Origin of the sequence: Verrucosispora sp. SN26_14.1 (assembly GCF_004307965.1) — a bacterium.
Classification (GTDB): Bacteria; Actinomycetota; Actinomycetes; order Mycobacteriales; family Micromonosporaceae; genus Micromonospora.
Window position 1 is genome coordinate 1 of record NZ_SISL01000083.1, and the last position, 17,548, is coordinate 17,548.

The following is a 17,548-nucleotide window of genomic DNA, read 5'->3' on the forward strand; positions in this document are numbered from 1 at the left end:
CCTCGACGGCGGTGCCGGCGGCCCGGGCGGCACGGGCCAGCACGCCGGAGCCGATGTCGGCGGCGAGTGCGGTCAGCAGCAGGACGCGCCGGGTGTCGGCGGGCAGCCGGTCCAGCATGGCCCGGTACGCGCGGCCGAGGTTGCCGTCCGTGGGCGGCGCCCCCGGCAGCGGTTCCCGTCCGAGCCACTGGCCCGGGGTGAGCGCGTCGCCCAGGTCCACCAGGGCCTGCGGATTGCCCGCGCCGACGGCGGCCAGCGTGGCGAGCACCGGCTCCGGCGGCGGCGGGCCGGGGCACCGGTCGGCGAGCAGCGCACGGCTGGCGGTCTCGTCCAGCGGCGGCAGCCGGCGGCTGGGTATCCCGGCCACCCGGCTGCCGTCACCGGCGGTGAGCAGCAGGGTGACCGGCAGGTGCCGCAACCGCCGGGCCACGAAGGCCAGGATCCGGGCGGTCGGCGCGTCGCCGGTGTCCAGGTCGTCCATGGTGCACAGCAGCGGACGCTCCCGGGCGGCCCGGCCCAGGAGTCCGAGTACGGCCATGGTGAGGACGAGCTGGTCGTCGTCGCCGCAGCCGTCCCCGGTCAGCGCGCGGCGCAGCACCCGACGCTGCCGCTCGGGCAGGTCGACGGCGTGGTCACGGACCGGGTCGAGCAGCCGTTGCAGGCCCGCATAGGGCAGCTCCGCCTCGTCGGCCAGCCCGGCCGCACTGAGCACCGTCCGCCCGCCGGCGTGCCGGTGGGCGTACGCCAGCAGGGTGGTGCGGCCGGCGCCTGGCTCACCGTGCAGCAGCAACGCCGCCCCCGGTGGTGTGGCGAGCAGGTCCTGGATCTGTCGGCACTCGTGCTGCCGTCCGCAGATGAAGGTTATTTGCACTCGTGATGCATTAACCATGCATCGAGTCTCACCCACGTCGGGCGGCTTGGAAAGGGGGTCAGGGTTCGACGACGGTCCTGAACAGGGCCTCCACCGTGCGGGACAGCACGGCACGGGCGGCGTCCACGCCGAGACCGAGACCGTCGCGCAGCGTCGACCAGGCCGGCCAGGTGCTCGCCGCCACCACCGCGTGGACCAGTTGCTCCCGACCGGCACCGGCGCGCGCCAACTCGGCGGCGAACAGCTCCTCGACCTCGCCGCGCACCCGGGCCAGGTGTTTGAGCCGGTTGCGGCGGAGTTGCGCGGAGAAGGGCTCGCGCATCTGGGCGGCCCGTGCCGCCGGTGCGATCAGCTGCAACAGCCTGGCCCGCTGCCGACAGTACGCGTCCACCCGCTTGGCCAGCGGCAACGTCGGCGAGATCGGCCGCCAGGCGGCGTCCTGCTGGCGGAGCAGTTCCCGGCCACTCGCCTCGAACAGGGTCTCCATGTCCTTGAAGTTGGTCCAGAGGGTCCGCAGCGAGATCCCGGCCCGCTCGGCGATGCGCTCACCGGTCGGGCGCAGGTCACCCTCGGAGATCAGGGCGAGATGCGCCTCCACGATGGCCGCCCGGGTGCGCTCGGCCCGGGCGGTCCGTCCGTCGACGCGGCCTGTCGCCTCGGCCGCCGTCGGTGTCGCCGCCCGACCCGCTGCCTCGGCCCCACCCATCCGCGCCCGCCTCCCCCACCGTCACGTTCCGTTGTGCGAGCCGAGTCTAGACGCGTGCCACGGCGGGGGTTTGCGCCCGATATGCCGTGCCGTGTGTCCGGCGGGTCGGAGTATCGGCGGTCAGATCGTCGGCACCCCGTCGGCCGGGGGCGTCACCGGTGGCACGGTGTACTCCGCGACCGGCCCGTCCGCCTCGTCGGTCTGGTACGTCGGGCCGAAGTAGCGCTGCACGCCCCCGTCGACCCGGCTCAACCGGCCGCCGCCGTACCCGGAGTGGTCGGTGGCGGAGAACCGCAGCGGCGCCACACCCGGCCCCTGGTAGCCGCCCTCGGCGACGGCCGCCAGCAGCGCGTCCCGGGTGAGCTCGGGCCCGGCGGCCAGCAGCACCTGCACGAAGAGGTAACCCACCGCCATGCCGTAGATGACGTTGCCGTCGAGGTCCGCGCCGCCGTTGTACTCGGCGTTCACCCTGCTGAAGAGCTGGATCCACGGGTCGGCGGTGTCGGTCGGCATCGGCAGGTAGTTGAGCCCGACCATCCCCTCCAGCAGGCCGGCGGCGTCGCCGAGCTGGCGGGCCAGGGTCGGCTGGTCGGCGCCGACGTTCGAGACCAGCCACTGCGGCCGGAAGCCCAACCGGGCGGCCGTGCCGACGGAGAGCGCGGTGAAGCCGGGCACGGTGGCCAGGATGACGACCTCGCAGCCGGCCGCCTTGAACGCGCCGATCTGCGGTGCCACGTTGGTGTTGCTGGTGACGTACGTCTGGCGGGCCACGATCGCACCGGCACCCAGCACCTGCTCCACCCCGACCAGGGCGTCCCGCCCGAAGTCGTCGTCCTGCCCGAGGAAGCAGACCTTCCGGCCGGGCAGCGTGGTCCGGACGTGGTGGGCGAGGATCTTGCCCTCGACGGTGTAGTCCGGGTTGAAGCCGAACGTGCCCGGGTAGCGGTCGGGCTGGTCCCAGTTGCGGCTGCCGGAGGCGACGAAGAGGTCCGGGACGCGGTTGGTGTGCAGGAAGTCGAGCACGCCGGTGTGGGTGGGCGTCCCGAGGCCGTTGAGGATCGCGAAGACCCGGTCCTGGAGCACCAGTTGCCGGACCACCTGCTGGGTGTTCGCCGGGTTGTACCCGTCGTCCACGACCTTGTAGGTGATCTTCCGGCCGTGCACGCCGCCGTTGGCGTTGACGTGGTCGAAGTACGCCTTCGTGGCGGGGGCGATCTTCGAGTAGCCGGCCGACGCCGGACCGGTGAGCGGCATGTGGGTGCCGACGACGATCTCCGTGTCGGTGACACCGGGGACGGTGCCGGCGGGATCGTCGCCGCCGCAGGCCACGGAGCCGGCCAGCAGGACGACGGCGGTGGCGGTGGCGAGGGAGCGCCGGGTCGTGGATCGCATGGGACACCGACCTTTCATCGGTCCGGTGGTGCGGGGTGGTGGGTGGGGTGTGTCGGCCGTCGCTTCCGCAGCGCCCGGCCCAGGCGGGACAGCGCGCCCTGCACGCCACCGGGCGCGGCGATCATGACGACGATCAACGTGCTGCCGAAGATCGCCAACGGCAGGTTGCCCTCCAGCCGTCGGGCGGTCGTCGGGGCGAGGGTGAGCAGGTCGGTCACCGAGTGCGCGAGGTCGGGCAGGGCGACCAGCGCGACGGCGCCCCACACCGCGCCGGCCAGGCGACCGAGACCGCCGATGACCACGGCCATCACCAGGAACAGCGACAGGGTCAGGCCGAACGCGCCGGGCGACACGCTCTGCGCCAGCACCGCCAGCAGGGCACCGCCGAGACCGGCGGCGGCGGCGCTGACCACGAACGCCACGACCTGCGTACGCGCCACGTGGATGCCGGCGAGGCGGGCGGCCACCTCGTCGTCGCGTACCGCCCGGAAGGCACGGCCGTACCGGCTGCGGACCAGGTTCGCCAGCAGCACCAGACAGAGCAGTGCCGCCGGGGCGGCCAGCCACACCTGCCACCGTTCGTAGGGGAAGGCGAAACCCAGGGCCGCCGGGGCGGGGGCGGTCGGCACCGTCAGGCCCTGTTCACCGTTGAGGAGACCGTCGAAGGTGACCGCCGAGGCCGGCACCACGACCGCGACGGCCAGGGTGAGCCCGGCCAGGTACGGGCCGCGCAACCGGGCGGCGGCCACCCCGACGACCGCCCCGACGAGCACGGTGACCAGCACCGCCGCGCCCAGCGACACCGGCAGCAGGGCACCGGAGGTGAGGCCCCGGTCGACGAGGGCGTGCTGGCACAGCGCGACGGTGTAGGCGCCGACGGCCATCAACGCCCCGTGCCCCAGGGAGAGTTGCCCGCACAGTCCGGTCAGGACGGTCAGACCGGCGGTCGCGCAGACGTAGGCGGCCACGGTGGCGAGTTGGAAGTTGCGGAACGGGTCGAGCTGGTAGCTGAGGACCAGCACCGCCAGTGCGGCGACGAGCGCGACGGCGAGGTGTCGCAGCAGGGTGGGCACCGAGCGGGGTCCGGCGGGCGGGTCGACGGCGGGACGCGGCGGCGACGCCACCCGGGTGGCGCTCACACCCGCCTCGCGTTCACCGGGGCGAACAGGCCACCGGGTCGCAGCAGCAACACCGCCAGCAGCAGGGCGAGCACCGCGAGGGGAATGAGGTCGCCACCGGCGTACCCGCTGACGTAGGAGAGCAGCAGGCCCACGCCGAGGCCGCCGACGACGGCGCCGGGCGGGCTGTCCAGCCCGCCGACCACCGCCGCGGTGAACGCAGTGACGAAGACCAGGTCCATCGCGTGCGGGTGCAGGCCCAACTCGGTCGGCACGACCAGCATCCCGGCCAGGGCACCGACACCGGAGGCCAGCGCCCAACCGAGGGTCCGCATCCCGGCCACGTCGACCCCGAGCAGCCGGGAGACCTCGGGCGCGAACGCTGCCGCGCGCATCCGCAACCCGACCGCCGTCCGGGTGAAGATCCAGACCAGGGTCGCGCCGACCACGCCGACGGTGGCGAGGACGAAGAGGTCGTACGGCGAGAGCACGGCCAACCCGCCGGCGGTCAGCGCGGTCCGGCTGAACGGTGCCTGGACCGGCAGGTACTCGTTGCCGTGGATCATGCCGAGGACGGCCTGGATCAGCAGCACCAGCCCGAGCGCGACGATCACCGGGTTGAGCGGTGACCGGTGGTCCACCAGCCGCATCACCGCCACGTCGACGAGTGCGCCGAGCAGCACGCCGGCGACCAGCGCGGCGACGAACCCCGCCCAGTACGAGCCGGTGGCGGCGGTCACCGCGTACGCGACGTACGCGGCGGCGACGGCCATCGCCCCCTGGGCGAAGTTGACGATGCGACCGGCCCGCCAGATGAGCACCAGGGCGAGGGCGAACGCCGCGTGGACCGCCCCTCGGGACAGGCCGTCGAGGGTGAGGAAGAGGAAGCGGTCCAACGATCCTCCTTCTGCGTCAGAACCCGAGCTAGGCGTGGCGCAGGTCGGTGTCGGCGCGGAGCCGGTCCGCCGGGGCGGTGAGCACCACCCGGCCGAGCGCCATCACGATGCCCTGGTCGGCGACGGCGAGCGCGCTGCGGACGTTCTGCTCGACCAGCAGCACGGTCAGCCCGGTGTCGTCGCGGAGCCGCCGCAGCAGCGCCATGGTCTGCGCCACGACCCGGGGTGCCAGGCCGAGCGACGGTTCGTCGAGCAGCAGGAGCCGGGGTCGGGCCACCAGGGCCCGTCCGAGCGCCAGCATCTGCCGTTCACCGCCGGAGAGCTGGTGGCCGAGGTGGCGTCGCCGCCGGGCCAGCGGCGCGAAGAGGTGGTAGACCTCGTCGAGGGCGCGGGCGGCGTCCGCCCGGTCCGCCCGCCACAGCGCGCCCAGCCGCAGGTTCTCCTCCACCGTCAACTCGCCGATCACGCCACGCCCCTCCGGCACGTGCGCCACGCCGCGCCGGACCAGGTGCTCGACCCGGGTGCCGCGCAGGTCCTCACCGGCGAAGCGGACCGTGCCGGCGGTGGGACGCAGCACGCCGGACAGGGCCCGCAGCAGAGTGGTCTTGCCGGCGCCGTTGGCGCCGAGCACGGCGGCGATGGTGCCGGCGGCGACCCGCAGGTCCACATCGTGCAGCACCGGCACCGGGCCGTACCCGACGGCCAGCGCCTCGACGCTCAGCAGGGCCGCCGGCCCGCTCACGACTCGGCCCCACCGGGGCGCGCCGCGTCCTGCGGCACCGTCGCCGCGTTCTGGGGCACGGCCGCGCCGAGGTAGGCGTCCAGCACGGCCGGGTCCTCGCGGACCTGCTCCGGCGTTCCGGTCGCGACGACCCGGCCGAAGTCGAGCACCACGATCCGGTCGCAGACCGCCATCACCAGGTCCATGTGGTGTTCCACCAGCAGGACGGCACAGGGGTCGGTGGCCCGGTGCGGGAGCGCGCGAACCAGGTCCGCCAGGGCGTCCACGTCCTCGCCGCCGAGCCCTCCGGCGGGCTCGTCGAGCAGCAGCAGCCGGGGGCGGGCGGCGAGTGCCCGGGCCAGGCCGACGCGTTGGCGGATGGCGAGGGGCAGGGTGTCGGGTGCCGCCGGGGCGTACCCCGCGACACCCAGTTCGTCCAGGACGGTCATCGCGTGCCGACGCAGCCGGCGCTCGTCGCGGTCGCTGCGGGGCAACCCGAGCAACGCCGGTAGCAGGCCGGTCCGGCTGGTGTGCGTGGCACCGGCCATCACGTTCTCCAGCACGCTGAGGCCGGTGAACAGGCCGGTCCCCTGGAGCGTCCGGGCGATGCCCAGCCGGGTGAGTCGGTGCGGTGCGGGCCGGAGCGGTCGACCGTCCAGGGTGAGCGTGCCCCGGTGCGGGGCGACGAAGCCGCAGACCACGTTGAACAGCGTGGTCTTGCCGGCGCCGTTGGGACCGATCACGCCCACCACCTCGCCCGGGGAGACCCGCAGCGAGACGTCGTCGAGCGCCGTGAGGCCGCCGAACCGCACGCCGATGCCGTGCATCGCGAGGCCGTCGGTCATCGACCCACCTCCTCGCGTCGGCGCCAAACTAATTACACTCGGAGTGTACGTTTCACAAAGTTGACGTCAAGCCCTCGCCGTCCGTGACATCCGCGCAGGCAAGGCCGCCGCCCGATGCGACGGGACGTGCCATCAGTCGGCCTTTGTGCACTGTCCATGCACAGCGAAGCCGCCGATCGGCGGACCGGCGGCGCCCGTCCGGGGCGGCCGGCGACGGCCGCCCCGGCGTCGGTGTCAGTGCGGGCAGGTGCTGCGGTACTCCTCGACGGCCAGGCCGCTCGGTCCCGGGCAGAGGAACTGCTCGTACCGGGTGTCGTCGTCTACGAACCGCTTGAGCCAGGACACCGCCTGCTTCGCGGTCGGCGTGTTCACCGTGTTCGGGAAGAAGTGCCCGGCGTTGTTGAGCTCCAGGTACGCCTTCTCCGCCGAGGCCGGGATGCTGGTGTAGAAGGGCTCGGAGTGCGAGGCGACCGGGGCGACGCCGTCGCTCTCCGCGCCGATGATCAGCGTCGGCACCCGCAGGTTCGACCAGTTCTTGCTCAGGTTCCAGGGTGCCAGCGGCACGGCGGCCTGCAACGACGGTCGGCTCGCGGCGGCCTCCAGACTGCCACCGCCGCCCATCGAGTGACCGGCCACCGCCAGCCGACTGGCGTCGGCCCGGCCGCGTACCGAACTGCGCTGGGTCAGGTAGTCCAGCGCGGCCAGGAGTTGGCGCCCCCGGCTGGCCGGCTGGTCGAGACGGGTGATGGTGTCGATGCCGATCACCACGAACCCGTGCGAGGCGATCCGGGGGCCGAGCCAGTCCAGGCTCGACCAGGAGGCGGTGTAGCCGGGCGAGATGGCGACCGCACCGAAGGTGCCCTCGCTGGTGCTGGTCGGATAGTAGATCACGCCGCCGCCGAAGCCGCTGACGCTCAACGAGGAGACGCTCGTCGAGGAGGTGGCGAACGGGCCTCGGCTCGCCTCCAGGATCGCGTCGGTCGGTGCCGGCCCGCGCTCGTACGGGCTGGCGGCGTGGGCGGGCGCGCCGGTGGCGACGAGGCCGCCGGTGGCGGCCAGCACGGCGGCCGTCGCCAGCCGGGCCACCAGGGGACGGAAACGGGAACGGGTGGTGGTGGAGGATCGCACGTCGGGCACTCCCTCGGTCCGGGCGGTATCGACTGCGATCAGTGTTCGAGATGTCCGACCAGCACCGCATCGGCAAAATCGCCAGTCATCGGGGTCGCCGGTGGACGCTGCCCACCGGCGACCCCGGCCCGGTTCACCGCACCGAGCAGAGCGTGCCGTTGAGCCGGAAGGCGGTCGGCGTCACGTTCGGGCCGCTGTACGCCCCGACGAACCCGGTGCCGACCGTCCCCCCGGCGGGGATCCGGCGGTTGTCGTCGGTGGCGGTCACCCGCACGGCGGTGCCGACCTGTTCCCAGTTCGCGTTCCAGCCGCTGCTGACCTGCTGCCAACTCGTCGGCCAGGTCCAGGTCAGCGTCCAGCCGTCGACCGCACTCGTCCCGGTGTTCGCCACCTCGACGTCGGCCACGTAACCGTTGCCCCAGTCCGTGGTGCTGGCGAAGCGGACGGCGCAGGTGCTGCTCGCCGGGCTGCCGGTGGTGAAGGTGAGCGGCGGGGACGACCAGGAGACCCGACCCGTGGTGTCACGGGTCAACACGTTGACCGTGTACCGGGCGCCGGGGGCGAGGTTGTCCACGGTGAGACTGGTGCCCGAGGTCTCCCCGAGCTGTTCGCTGACCGCGCCGTACTGCCGGTACACCTCGTACTTGGCGATCGGGGCGGCGCCCCGGGTGGCCGCCGGCCAGGAGATGGTCGCGCTGCGGTGGGTGACGTCGTCGACCGTGGGTCGGCCGGGTGCGCCCGGCTGACCGCCCGGCGCGGCGGCCGGACGCACCACGAGCGTGGTCAGCGAGTACGGCGGCAGGGTCCGGCTGGTCGCGCTGCCGGACTGCGCGGTGGTGACGGCGGTGGCGCCGTTGGTGTGGGTGTGCACGGTCGGCGCGGCGGCCGACGGGGCGAACCCGGCGTAGTCGACGCTGACCTCCCGCGCGTTCTCCGGGTCCTTGTTGATCAGCAGCACCGCGACCTCCCCGTTGGCGCGGCGCACCGCGTGCGCGGCGACCAGCGGGTCACTGGTGCCGGCCCGGATGAACTGGTCGCCGGTCCGCGCGAACCGGCTCATCATGGTCAGCCCGTGGTACGACGCGAACGGCGTGTTCAGCGGCGGCTCGCAGACCGACCCGTCCGAGGTGCAGGTGCCGCTGGAGAGCATCCCGAAGTCGCCGTAGTCGGTCTGCCCGGCCACGGTCGTCACCTTGCCGATGCCGTTGCGCACGTTCCACCACTGCACGGTGAAGACCCCGTTGGCGAGCAGCGCGCTGTAGGCGTCGGCCAGGAACAACGCGGCCGGTTGGCTGGTCATCCCCTCGGCGGTCACGTTCACCTCGGTGAGGCTGATGCCGATGCGGTCCGCGTCCGGTCCGGCGTACCGGCTGATCTGCTGCCGGAGCAGGTGCACCGCGTCGGTGATGTGGCTGGTCCGGGGCAGCGACTCGGCCGGGCTGCCACCCGGGTACCAGTGCACGTCGACGAAATCGATCTTCGGTCCGGCGATCGACAGGACGGTCTGGTTCCAGGGTCCCGGGTCGGCACCGGCGGTCAGCCCGTCCGGCCAGTTCGCCGGCATGGTCAGCACCGCGCCGACCTTGATGTCCGGATCGACGGCCTTCATCGCGTCGGCGTACTCGACCACCAGGTTCGCGTAGTACGTGGCGCTCTTGTCCGGGTGCTCGTCGGCCTCCCAGGCCGATCCGTAGTGGCCGTTGCCGTAGTTCTCGTTGCCGACGGCCCAGTAGCGGGCGCCGTATCCCTTGGTCACGTTGGCGTACCGCACCCACTCGGCCGCCTCCTGCGGCGTGCCGGTGCCGTAGTTCGCGATGATCATCGGCTGGGCGCCGGCCCGGCGTACCCCGGCCATGAAGGTGTCGAAGTCGGTGTTCGGCGCGACGTACCCACCCGGTGCGGTGTGGTCACGCCAGTGGTAGATGTCGGCGTACGAACCGCCGGGGTACCGCATCATCTGCACGCCGGCCGCGCGCAGCAGGTCCGACGTCTCCGTGGTGCCCAACTGCGAGTCCCAGATGGCGTGGTTCACGCCGAGGGCGGTGTCCGGCACGGCGGCCAGCCCGGCCCGCGCGTTCACCGTCACCGCCACCGGTGCCGTCGCCGCGCCGACGCTGGGCGGCGCGACACCGAGCAGCGCGCCGGTGGCGAGCAGCAGGCTCGCCGCCAGGGCCGCTCGGCCGCGCCGGGAGAGTCGCAACGGCGGGTTCAGGGGTCGAACACCGTGCCTGTTCGAGATGGTCATGGTCGTCCTTCGTGTGTTCACGGCGGCGACCCGCCCGGCCCGGCGTCCGAGGCAGGCAGCTCCGGACGCGGGCGGACGCCACGACAACAGCTCGTCCGCCGCCTCCCGGGAGGCCGTGGCGGCTCCGGGTGCCCCTGAGGCGACGGTCAGCGCGCTCACGCGACCGGCATCGACGCATCAGAATCCCACACGCTCCGACGTGGACTCAACGACGCGCCGGACCGATTCGGTGGCGACGTCGGCGGTCAGGCCACCTTGGGGGTGGCCCGGTCGATGATCGCGGCGAAGTCGACGCCGGCCGGCAAAGTGCCGTACGCGTGCCCCCGGTCGACGCCGAGGCGGGAGGCGCAGAAGGCGTCGGCGACGGCCGGATGACCGTGGCGCACCAGCAGCGCGCCCTGCACCACCAGGGCCAACTGCTCGACCACCCGACGGGCCCGCACCTCCAGGTCCACCGGGTCGTCCAGGGCGACCTGGAGCTGGTGCACCGCCGCGTCGAGCCGGGAGTCCGCCCCGGCCGCCATGCCCACCTCGGCCTCGAACGCGGCCCGTACCTCGGGTTGCCCGGTCAACGCCCGCAGCACGTCCAGCGCGGCGACGTTGCCGGAGCCCTCCCAGATCGAGTTGAGCGGCGACTCGCGGAACAGTCGGGGCATCCCGGACTCCTCGACGTAACCGTTGCCGCCCAGGCACTCCAGGGCCTCGGCGGCGTGCCCCGGCCACCGCTTGCAGACCCAGTACTTGCCGACGGCCAGGGCGATCCGCTTGAACGCCGTCTCCACCGCGTCACCTCGCACGGAGCGGTCCGTCGCCCCGGCGAGGCGCATCATCAGCACGGTCGCCGCCTCGGACTCGACCGCCAGGTCGGCCAGGACGTTGCGCATCAGCGGCTGGTCGGCGAGATAGCGGCCGAAGGCCCGCCGGTGCGCCGCGTGGTGCGCCGCGGTGATCACGCCCTGCCGCATCCCGGCCGCCGCGCCGATCACGCAGTCCAGCCGGGTCAGGTTGACCATGTCGATGATGGTGCGGACACCCCGCCCCTCGTCACCGACCCGCCAGGCGACCGCGTCGTCGTACTCGACCTCGGCGGAGGCGTTGGACCGGTTACCCAGCTTGTCCTTCAGGCGCATCAGCCGCATCGGGTTGCGGCTGCCGTCGGGCAGCACCCGGGGCAGCAGGAAGCAGGTCGGTCCCTCCGGGGTCTGGGCCAGCGTCAGGAACAGGTCGCTCATCGGTGCCGAGGTGAACCACTTGTGCCCGACCAGTCGGTAGCTGCCGTCGGCCTGGGGGCGCGCGGTGGTGGTGTTCGCGCGGACGTCGGAGCCGCCCTGCTTCTCCGTCATCGACATGCCCGCCAGCAGTCCCCGCTTGCCCAGTGGCTCACGCAGCCCGAAGTCGTACACCCGGGCGGTGATCAGCGGCTCGTAGCGGTCGGCCAGCTCCGGTGCGTGCCGCAGCGCCGGCACCGCGGCATAGGTCATCGAGATCGGGCACCCGTGACCGGCGTCCGGCCGCCACGTGTAGAACCCCGCCGCGCGGGCGACGTGTGCGCCGGCGCGCGGGTCGGCCCAGGGCGCGGCGTGCAGCCCGTGGCCGACGGCGGTCCGCATCAGTTCGTGCCAGGACGGGTGGAACTCCACCTCGTCGACCCGGCGGCCGTAGCGGTCGTGGGTGCGCAGCGTCGGCGGGTGTTCGTTGGCCAGCCGACCGTGCTCGGCGGCGGCCTCGCCGCCCGCCAGTCGGCCGAGTTCATGCAGGTCTGCCGTTGCCCAGTCGGCGCCCTCGCGGGCCAGTCCGGCCAGCAGCGCCGGGTCGTCGGCGACGTCGTGACCGACCAACGGCGGAACCTGGTTGAACACCTCGTGCGTGGCCACGTGCGGGACTCCCCTCGGCGGTGCGGGCGCGAACCATCATCCAGTTTCCCGAGGCGGAGCCGTCAACCCTGGCCCGTGGCCGTCAGGGACTTGGCGAACCAGTGGTGCGCGTACGGGTTGGCGTTGTAGCGCGGGATCTCGTGGTAGCCCGCGCTGCGGTAGAGCCGGATCGCCTCGGTGAGAGCGCCGTTCGTGTCGAGGCGTACGGCGTCCGCCCCGCCCGCCACGGCGTGCCGCTCCAACTCGGTGAGCAACCTCCGGCCGACCCCGAGTCCGCGTACCGACCCGGACACCCACAGGCGTTTGATCTCGGCGGGCGCGCCGGGGTCGAAACGCAGTCCGCCGCAGCCCACCGGTTCGGTGGCGAGCGTTGCGACCAGGAACAATCCGTCCGGCTCGACGAGGTCGGGCTCGTCGTCGCCGCCCGGGTCGAAACCCGCCTCGAAGCGCTCGTCCAGCTCCCGCACGTACGCCCGCAGGCAGGCCCGCGCCCGGGGGTCGCGGGGATGACAGGGTGCGATGCCGACCAATGACGCCATCAGCAGCCGCTCGACCTCGGCCATGGCGGCGGTGAGCCGGCCGCGCTGCCCGTCGGTCAGCGGCGCGAGCATCGACCAGGCCAACTCGTCGGACCTGTGGTCGAGCAGGTTCCACTCGGCGTGCCCGTCCTCGGTGAGGCGAGCGGCACGGACGCGTCGGTCGCCGTCGCCGGGACCGACCACGACGAGCCCGGCCGCTTCCAGGGTGCGGAGCAGCCGGCTCAGGTGACCGGCGTCGAGATCCAGCCGGGTACGCAGCGCGGCCACCTCGGCTCCGGCCGGGCCGATCTCCCAGAGCAGCCGCGCCTGCCCCAGGGGCCGGTGGCGGGCGAGGTAGTCGTCGTCGAGTGCGCCGACCCGTTGGGTGACGGTGCGGTTGAAGCGCCGCACCACGTCGACCAGTCCACGATCCACGATTGCTGACTTTAGTCAGGTGATCTGGACCGCACCAGGACCGGCCCCGTCATCCGCGCAGCACCGGTGAGGCCAACGCGGTCAGGGCGGACACCGTGAGCGCTCCGGCGCAGCCGTGGAGCACCAGCGAGGCGTCCGCGATCTCGGCGACGGTGCCGAGCAGCGCCGTGGTCAGCAGCAGCGGCAGGCTCTGCCCGAGTACCAGCACGGACTGCACCCGGGCCAGGTGTGTCGCCGGGGCGGCGGCCAGGATCAGCGGGCCGACGTGGGTGGCGAACAGGCCCGACCCGACGCCGACGGTGGCCGCGGCGGCGACCGACCATCCCGGCGCGCCACCCACCGCCAGGGCGACCATCCCGACGGCGGCTGTCAGCAGTCCGGCGACCGCCGTCGCGCCCGGCCGGGATGCCGCGCCCCGCACCAGCACCGTCACTGCGACGACGGCGGTACCCGCAGCGAGGCCGGCGACGACCGTGCCGGTGGCCGACGGTGACCACGCGCGCTCGCGGGCCAGCAACGGCAGCAACAGGGACGAGACCGGCAGCAGGAACGCTGCGGCGGCTCCGGTGAGCAGCAACGTGGGGCGCAGGGCGGGGTGGGTGGCGGCGACGCGAAGCCCGTCCAGGGCGGCCCGCCACACCGGTGCCGCCTCCGGACCGGACGCGGATGCGTCGTCGGTCGACCGGTACCGGCGGTGGAGGGCGACCAGAATCGACAGCATCACCGCGAAGGTCGCGGCGTTGACCAGTGCCGCACCGGCGAGGCCGACCGACGCGAGGAGCAGACCGCCGAGGGCCGGGCCGGCGAACAGGGCCAGTTGACCGGCGAGCTGGCGTGCCGACATCGCGGGCGCCAGGACGGCCGGCGGCACCAGGCGACGCGGCATCGACCCGCTGCTGGGCAGATGGAAGGCGTCCACCACGCCGGTGGCCAGGGCGGCGATCAACAGCGGCGGGCGCGGGTCGGTCGACGACCAGGCGGCGAGGGCCAGCGACAGGGTCACCACCACCATCGCCGCGTCGGAGACGATCATGACGCGCCAGGGTCCGACCCGGTCCGCCACCGCACCACCGGCCATCAGCAGCAGCGCCCGGGGCAGGTTGATCGCGGTCAGCACCAGGGCGGCGAAGCGACCGCCGTACCCGGCCGCCACCAAGGCCATCGCGAACGCCAGGGCCTGCACGCCGACCAGGCTCACCGCGGTCCCGCCGAGCCAGGCCCAGTACGTGCCGGGCACCGTCGCCCGACCACCCGCCACTTTCACGTTCCCCCCCCCGTCGACGGGACCGGCGGCGCCACCGGGTGCGGCGCCGGCCCGGCTTCCCGGCACGGAGAGTGCGGCCTCGACCGGGTCGAGGGTCAAACGGCTCCGCGGCTTCGCAGGCACCCGGCCGCAGGCGCGTTGCCGACCGGTTTCCGGTGCCATCTCCCGGAAATCGGAGGCTTGCGCACGTGTTAACAGACCGCTACGTTAGCGCTAACATCGAACTAGGTGCATAGGTTGTCGGACCTCGGCGGCAAGACGTCCGAGGCACCCACGTCGTCACGGACCGCACACGACGCCGCCCCCGTGACGGGTCCGCCCGTGGCCCGCCGCCGGGGGTTCGACACCGGCACCCCCCACCCGGACATGGCCTCCCGTACGGCTCGACCGGCCGCCACCCCGCCCCCGGACGAGCCCGACCGACGCCCGTCCCGACTCCGGAGGTCCTGATGCCCCACCCTTCCCTGAACCGTCGTCACCTGCTCCAGGCCGCCGGCGTGGCGGCCGTCGCCGGCACCGTCGGCCCCGTGCTGGGCGGCCAGGCCGCAGGTGCGGCGATCCCTCCGGCCCGGCCCGACATCGGCGTCTCCGCGTACGCCTTCGACCCGGGTCAGGTCCGGCTGACCGCCAGCCGGTGGCTGGACAACCAGAACCGGACGCTGACCTACCTGCGCTTCGTCGACGTCAACCGGCTGCTCTACAACTTCCGCGCCAACCACCGCCTCTCCACCGGCGGCGCTGCGGCGCTCGGCGGGTGGGAGGCGCCGTCCTTCCCCTTCCGGACCCACTCCCAGGGGCACTTCCTGACCGCCTGGGCACAGATGTGGGCCGTGCTGGGCGACACGACGTGCCGCGACAAGGCCAACCTGATGGTGGCCGAGCTGGCCAAGTGCCAGGCCAACAACGCGGCGGCCGGGTTCAACACCGGATACCTCTGCGGCTATCCCGAGTCCGACTTCACCGCCGTGGAGAACCGCACGCTCAGCAACGGCAACGTGCCGTACTACACGATCCACAAGACCATGGCCGGGCTGCTCGACGTGTGGCGGCACATCGGCAACACCCAGGCCCGCGACGTGCTGCTGGCGCTCGCCGGCTGGGTGGACTGGCGTACCGGGCGGCTCAGCTCCGCGCAGATGCAGGCCATGCTGGGCACCGAGTTCGGTGGCATGAACGCGGTGCTGACCGACCTGTACCAGCAGACCGGCGACGCGCGCTGGCTGGCCGCTGCCCAGCGCTTCGACCACGCCGCCGTGTTCAACCCGCTCGCCGCCAACTCCGACCAGCTCAACGGGTTGCACGCCAACACCCAGATCCCGAAGTGGATCGGTGCGGCCCGGGAGTTCAAGGCGACCGGCACCACCCGGTACCGCGACATCGCCGGCAACGCCTGGAACCTCACCGTCAACACCCGCACCTACGCGATCGGCGGCAACAGCCAGGCCGAACACTTCCGGGCACCGAACGCCATCGCCGGGTACCTGCGCAACGACACCTGCGAGCACTGCAACACGTACAACATGCTCAAGCTGACCCGGGAGCTGTGGCTGCTCGACCCGAACCGGGTCGCGTACTTCGACTTCTACGAGCGGGCGCTGCTCAACCACCTGATCGGGGCGCAGAACCCGGCCGACGCCCACGGCCACGTCACCTACTTCACGCCGCTGCAACCGGGTGGCCGTCGCGGCGTGGGTCCGGCCTGGGGCGGCGGCACCTGGAGCACCGACTACAACTCCTTCTGGTGCTGCCAGGGCACCGGCCTGGAGAGCAACACCACGCTGATGGACGCGATCTACTTCCACAACGGCAGCACGCTGACGGTGAACCTGTTCATGCCGTCGGTGCTGACCTGGTCGCAGCGCGGCATCACGGTCACCCAGTCCACCAGCTTCCCGGCCGGCGACACCACCACGCTGACCGTCACCGGCAGCGTCGGCGGATCGTGGACGATGCGGATCCGCATCCCGGCCTGGACGCAGGGCGCGACGGTCAGCGTCAACGGCACGGCGCAGAACATCGCCACCGCACCGGGCACGTACGCCGCGCTGACCCGCAACTGGTCCTCGGGCGACACGGTGACCGTCCGCCTGCCGATGCGGGTTGTCGCGGAGCCGACCAACGACAACTCGACCGTGGTGGCGCTGCGGTACGGCCCGACGGTGCTCTCCGGCAACTATGGCAACACCGCGCTGTCGGCGCTGCCCGCCCTGGTGACCGCCTCGGTGACCCGCACCAGCAGCACGGCGCTCACCTTCACCGCGACCGCGAACGGCGCCACCGTCAACCTGATCCCGTTCTATGACGCGCACGGCCACAACTACACCGTCTACTGGAGCGCCGGCGGCCAGGGCGGCACCGGTAGTGCGACGTTCCGGCTGGTCAACGTCGCCAGCGGACTGGTCCTCGGGGTCGAGAACATGTCCACCGCCGACGGCGCCCCCGCGCTGCAGTGGGGCGACACCGGCACCGCCGACCACGACTGGCAGCTCGTGGTCGACGGCGCGGCGGTGCGGTTCCGCAACGCCCACAGCGGCAAGGTCCTCGGCGTGCAGGACATGTCCACCGCCGACAACGCCCAGGTCCTGCAGTGGGGCGACACCGGCACCGCCGACCACCGGTGGACGGTGGTGGACGTGGGCGACGGCTCCCACAAGATCCGCAACGGGCACACCGGCAAGCTGCTCGCCGTCCTCAACGGCTCGACGGCCCAGGGCGCCCGGGTGGTGCAGGACCCGGACAACGGCACGCCGGACAACCAGTGGCGGTTCCTCCCCAACGGTGCGCGACGGATCCAGAACGTGGGCAGCGGCCAGGTGTTGGGCGTGCAGAACATGTCCACGGCCGACGGTGGTCTGGTGATCCAGTGGGGCGACACCGGCACCGCCGACCACCTCTGGACCGCGCTCGTGGACAGCAACGGCTACCTGCGGTTCCGCAACTCGCACAGCGGCAAGGTGCTGGGGCTGGAGAACAGCGGCACCGGGGCCGGCACGCGGGTGGTGCAGTGGGCCGACAACGGCGCGGGAGCCAACCGATGGCGGCTGCGGTACGGCTCCGCCGGCGCCTTCCGGATCCAGTCCGGCACCGGCGGACGCGTTCTCGGCGTCAGCGGTTCCTCGTCCGCCCAGGGGGCCCAGATCGTGCTCGCCGACGACACCGGCGGCAACGCCAACCTCTGGCGGTTCGTCTAGCCAGGACGGTGCGGGTGTCGAGGCGCGTCAGAGCCACCCTCGACACCCGCACCGGACGGCCCGGCCCATGGGAGCGCGCCCAGTACGCATCGACGACGGTGTTACGCGGACATTTCAGACGAGTATCGCGGAAACTCTTGACGATCCATGTTAGCGCTAACAAGCTAGGGGCCCGTCACCTCGCCTCTGGAGCTCGTATGCAGGTGTTCGTCGGCTCTCGCACGCCCCGCCTCCGGCCCCTCCTCAGACGGATGCTCACCGTCGGCCGTCGCGCCCCGGCCCAGCGGTCCCGCGCCGCGATCCGGCGTCGGCGGGCCACCGCCCTCACCGCGACCGCCGCGCTG

General features: G+C 73.0%; 13 protein-coding genes. 1 reads left to right on the forward strand and 12 read right to left on the reverse strand.

The annotated features are described in order from the left end of the window. The 12 genes from EYA84_RS10900 to EYA84_RS10955 form a co-directional block, all read right to left on the reverse strand. The coding region (locus EYA84_RS10900; RefSeq protein WP_161594946.1) for an AAA family ATPase at positions 1 to 871 on the reverse strand (871 nt) is incomplete at its 3' end. Between the two features lie 58 nt (positions 872 to 929). Then, entirely contained in the window at positions 930 to 1,577 is a 648-nt protein-coding gene (locus EYA84_RS10905; RefSeq protein WP_131052916.1) for a TetR/AcrR family transcriptional regulator, read from the reverse strand. A gap of 120 nt (positions 1,578 to 1,697) precedes the next feature. Then, complete coding sequence (locus EYA84_RS10910) at positions 1,698 to 2,969, reverse strand: ABC transporter substrate-binding protein (protein WP_131052917.1); 1,272 nt, start codon at positions 2,967 to 2,969, stop codon at positions 1,698 to 1,700. 14 nt (positions 2,970 to 2,983) lie between these two features. Further along, entirely contained in the window at positions 2,984 to 4,108 is a 1,125-nt protein-coding gene (locus EYA84_RS10915) for a branched-chain amino acid ABC transporter permease (protein WP_131052918.1), read from the reverse strand. Beyond that, positions 4,105 to 4,983 (reverse strand): branched-chain amino acid ABC transporter permease, encoded by an 879-nt coding sequence (locus tag EYA84_RS10920; RefSeq protein WP_131052919.1) that lies wholly within the window; start codon positions 4,981 to 4,983, stop codon positions 4,105 to 4,107. The genes EYA84_RS10915 and EYA84_RS10920 overlap by 4 nt, the downstream gene beginning before the upstream one ends. Positions 4,984 to 5,011: 28 nt before the next feature. Then, positions 5,012 to 5,725: an ABC transporter ATP-binding protein gene (locus tag EYA84_RS10925; RefSeq protein WP_131052920.1), complete on the reverse strand. Its 714-nt coding sequence runs from the start codon at positions 5,723 to 5,725 to the stop codon at positions 5,012 to 5,014. Continuing rightward, positions 5,722 to 6,549 (reverse strand): ABC transporter ATP-binding protein, encoded by an 828-nt coding sequence (locus tag EYA84_RS10930; protein WP_131052921.1) that lies wholly within the window; start codon positions 6,547 to 6,549, stop codon positions 5,722 to 5,724. The genes EYA84_RS10925 and EYA84_RS10930 overlap by 4 nt, the downstream gene beginning before the upstream one ends. Before the next feature lie 234 nt (positions 6,550 to 6,783). Next, complete coding sequence (locus EYA84_RS10935; protein ID WP_131052922.1) at positions 6,784 to 7,677, reverse strand: dienelactone hydrolase family protein; 894 nt, start codon at positions 7,675 to 7,677, stop codon at positions 6,784 to 6,786. Between the two features lie 133 nt (positions 7,678 to 7,810). Beyond that, the gene (locus tag EYA84_RS10940) at positions 7,811 to 9,922 is read right to left on the reverse strand and encodes a cellulose binding domain-containing protein (RefSeq protein ID WP_131052923.1); all 2,112 of its coding nucleotides are present in this window, start codon (positions 9,920 to 9,922) and stop codon (positions 7,811 to 7,813) included. A gap of 245 nt (positions 9,923 to 10,167) precedes the next feature. Further along, positions 10,168 to 11,796 carry an acyl-CoA dehydrogenase family protein gene (locus EYA84_RS10945; protein WP_131052924.1) on the reverse strand — a complete coding sequence of 543 codons (1,629 nt, stop codon included), beginning with the start codon at positions 11,794 to 11,796 and terminating at the stop codon, positions 10,168 to 10,170. 62 nt (positions 11,797 to 11,858) lie between these two features. Beyond that, on the reverse strand, positions 11,859 to 12,749 hold the full coding sequence (locus EYA84_RS10950; protein ID WP_131052925.1) for a bifunctional helix-turn-helix transcriptional regulator/GNAT family N-acetyltransferase: 891 nt from the start codon (positions 12,747 to 12,749) through the stop codon (positions 11,859 to 11,861). Between the two features lie 49 nt (positions 12,750 to 12,798). Then, positions 12,799 to 14,007 carry an MFS transporter gene (locus tag EYA84_RS10955; RefSeq protein ID WP_236145702.1) on the reverse strand — a complete coding sequence of 403 codons (1,209 nt, stop codon included), beginning with the start codon at positions 14,005 to 14,007 and terminating at the stop codon, positions 12,799 to 12,801. 455 nt (positions 14,008 to 14,462) lie between these two features. Between EYA84_RS10955 and EYA84_RS10960 the strand changes: the two genes are divergently transcribed. Further along, positions 14,463 to 17,204, forward strand: coding sequence for a beta-L-arabinofuranosidase domain-containing protein (locus EYA84_RS10960; RefSeq protein WP_131052926.1), 2,742 nt, complete (start codon positions 14,463 to 14,465; stop codon positions 17,202 to 17,204). Positions 17,205 to 17,548: the final 344 nt, after the last annotated feature.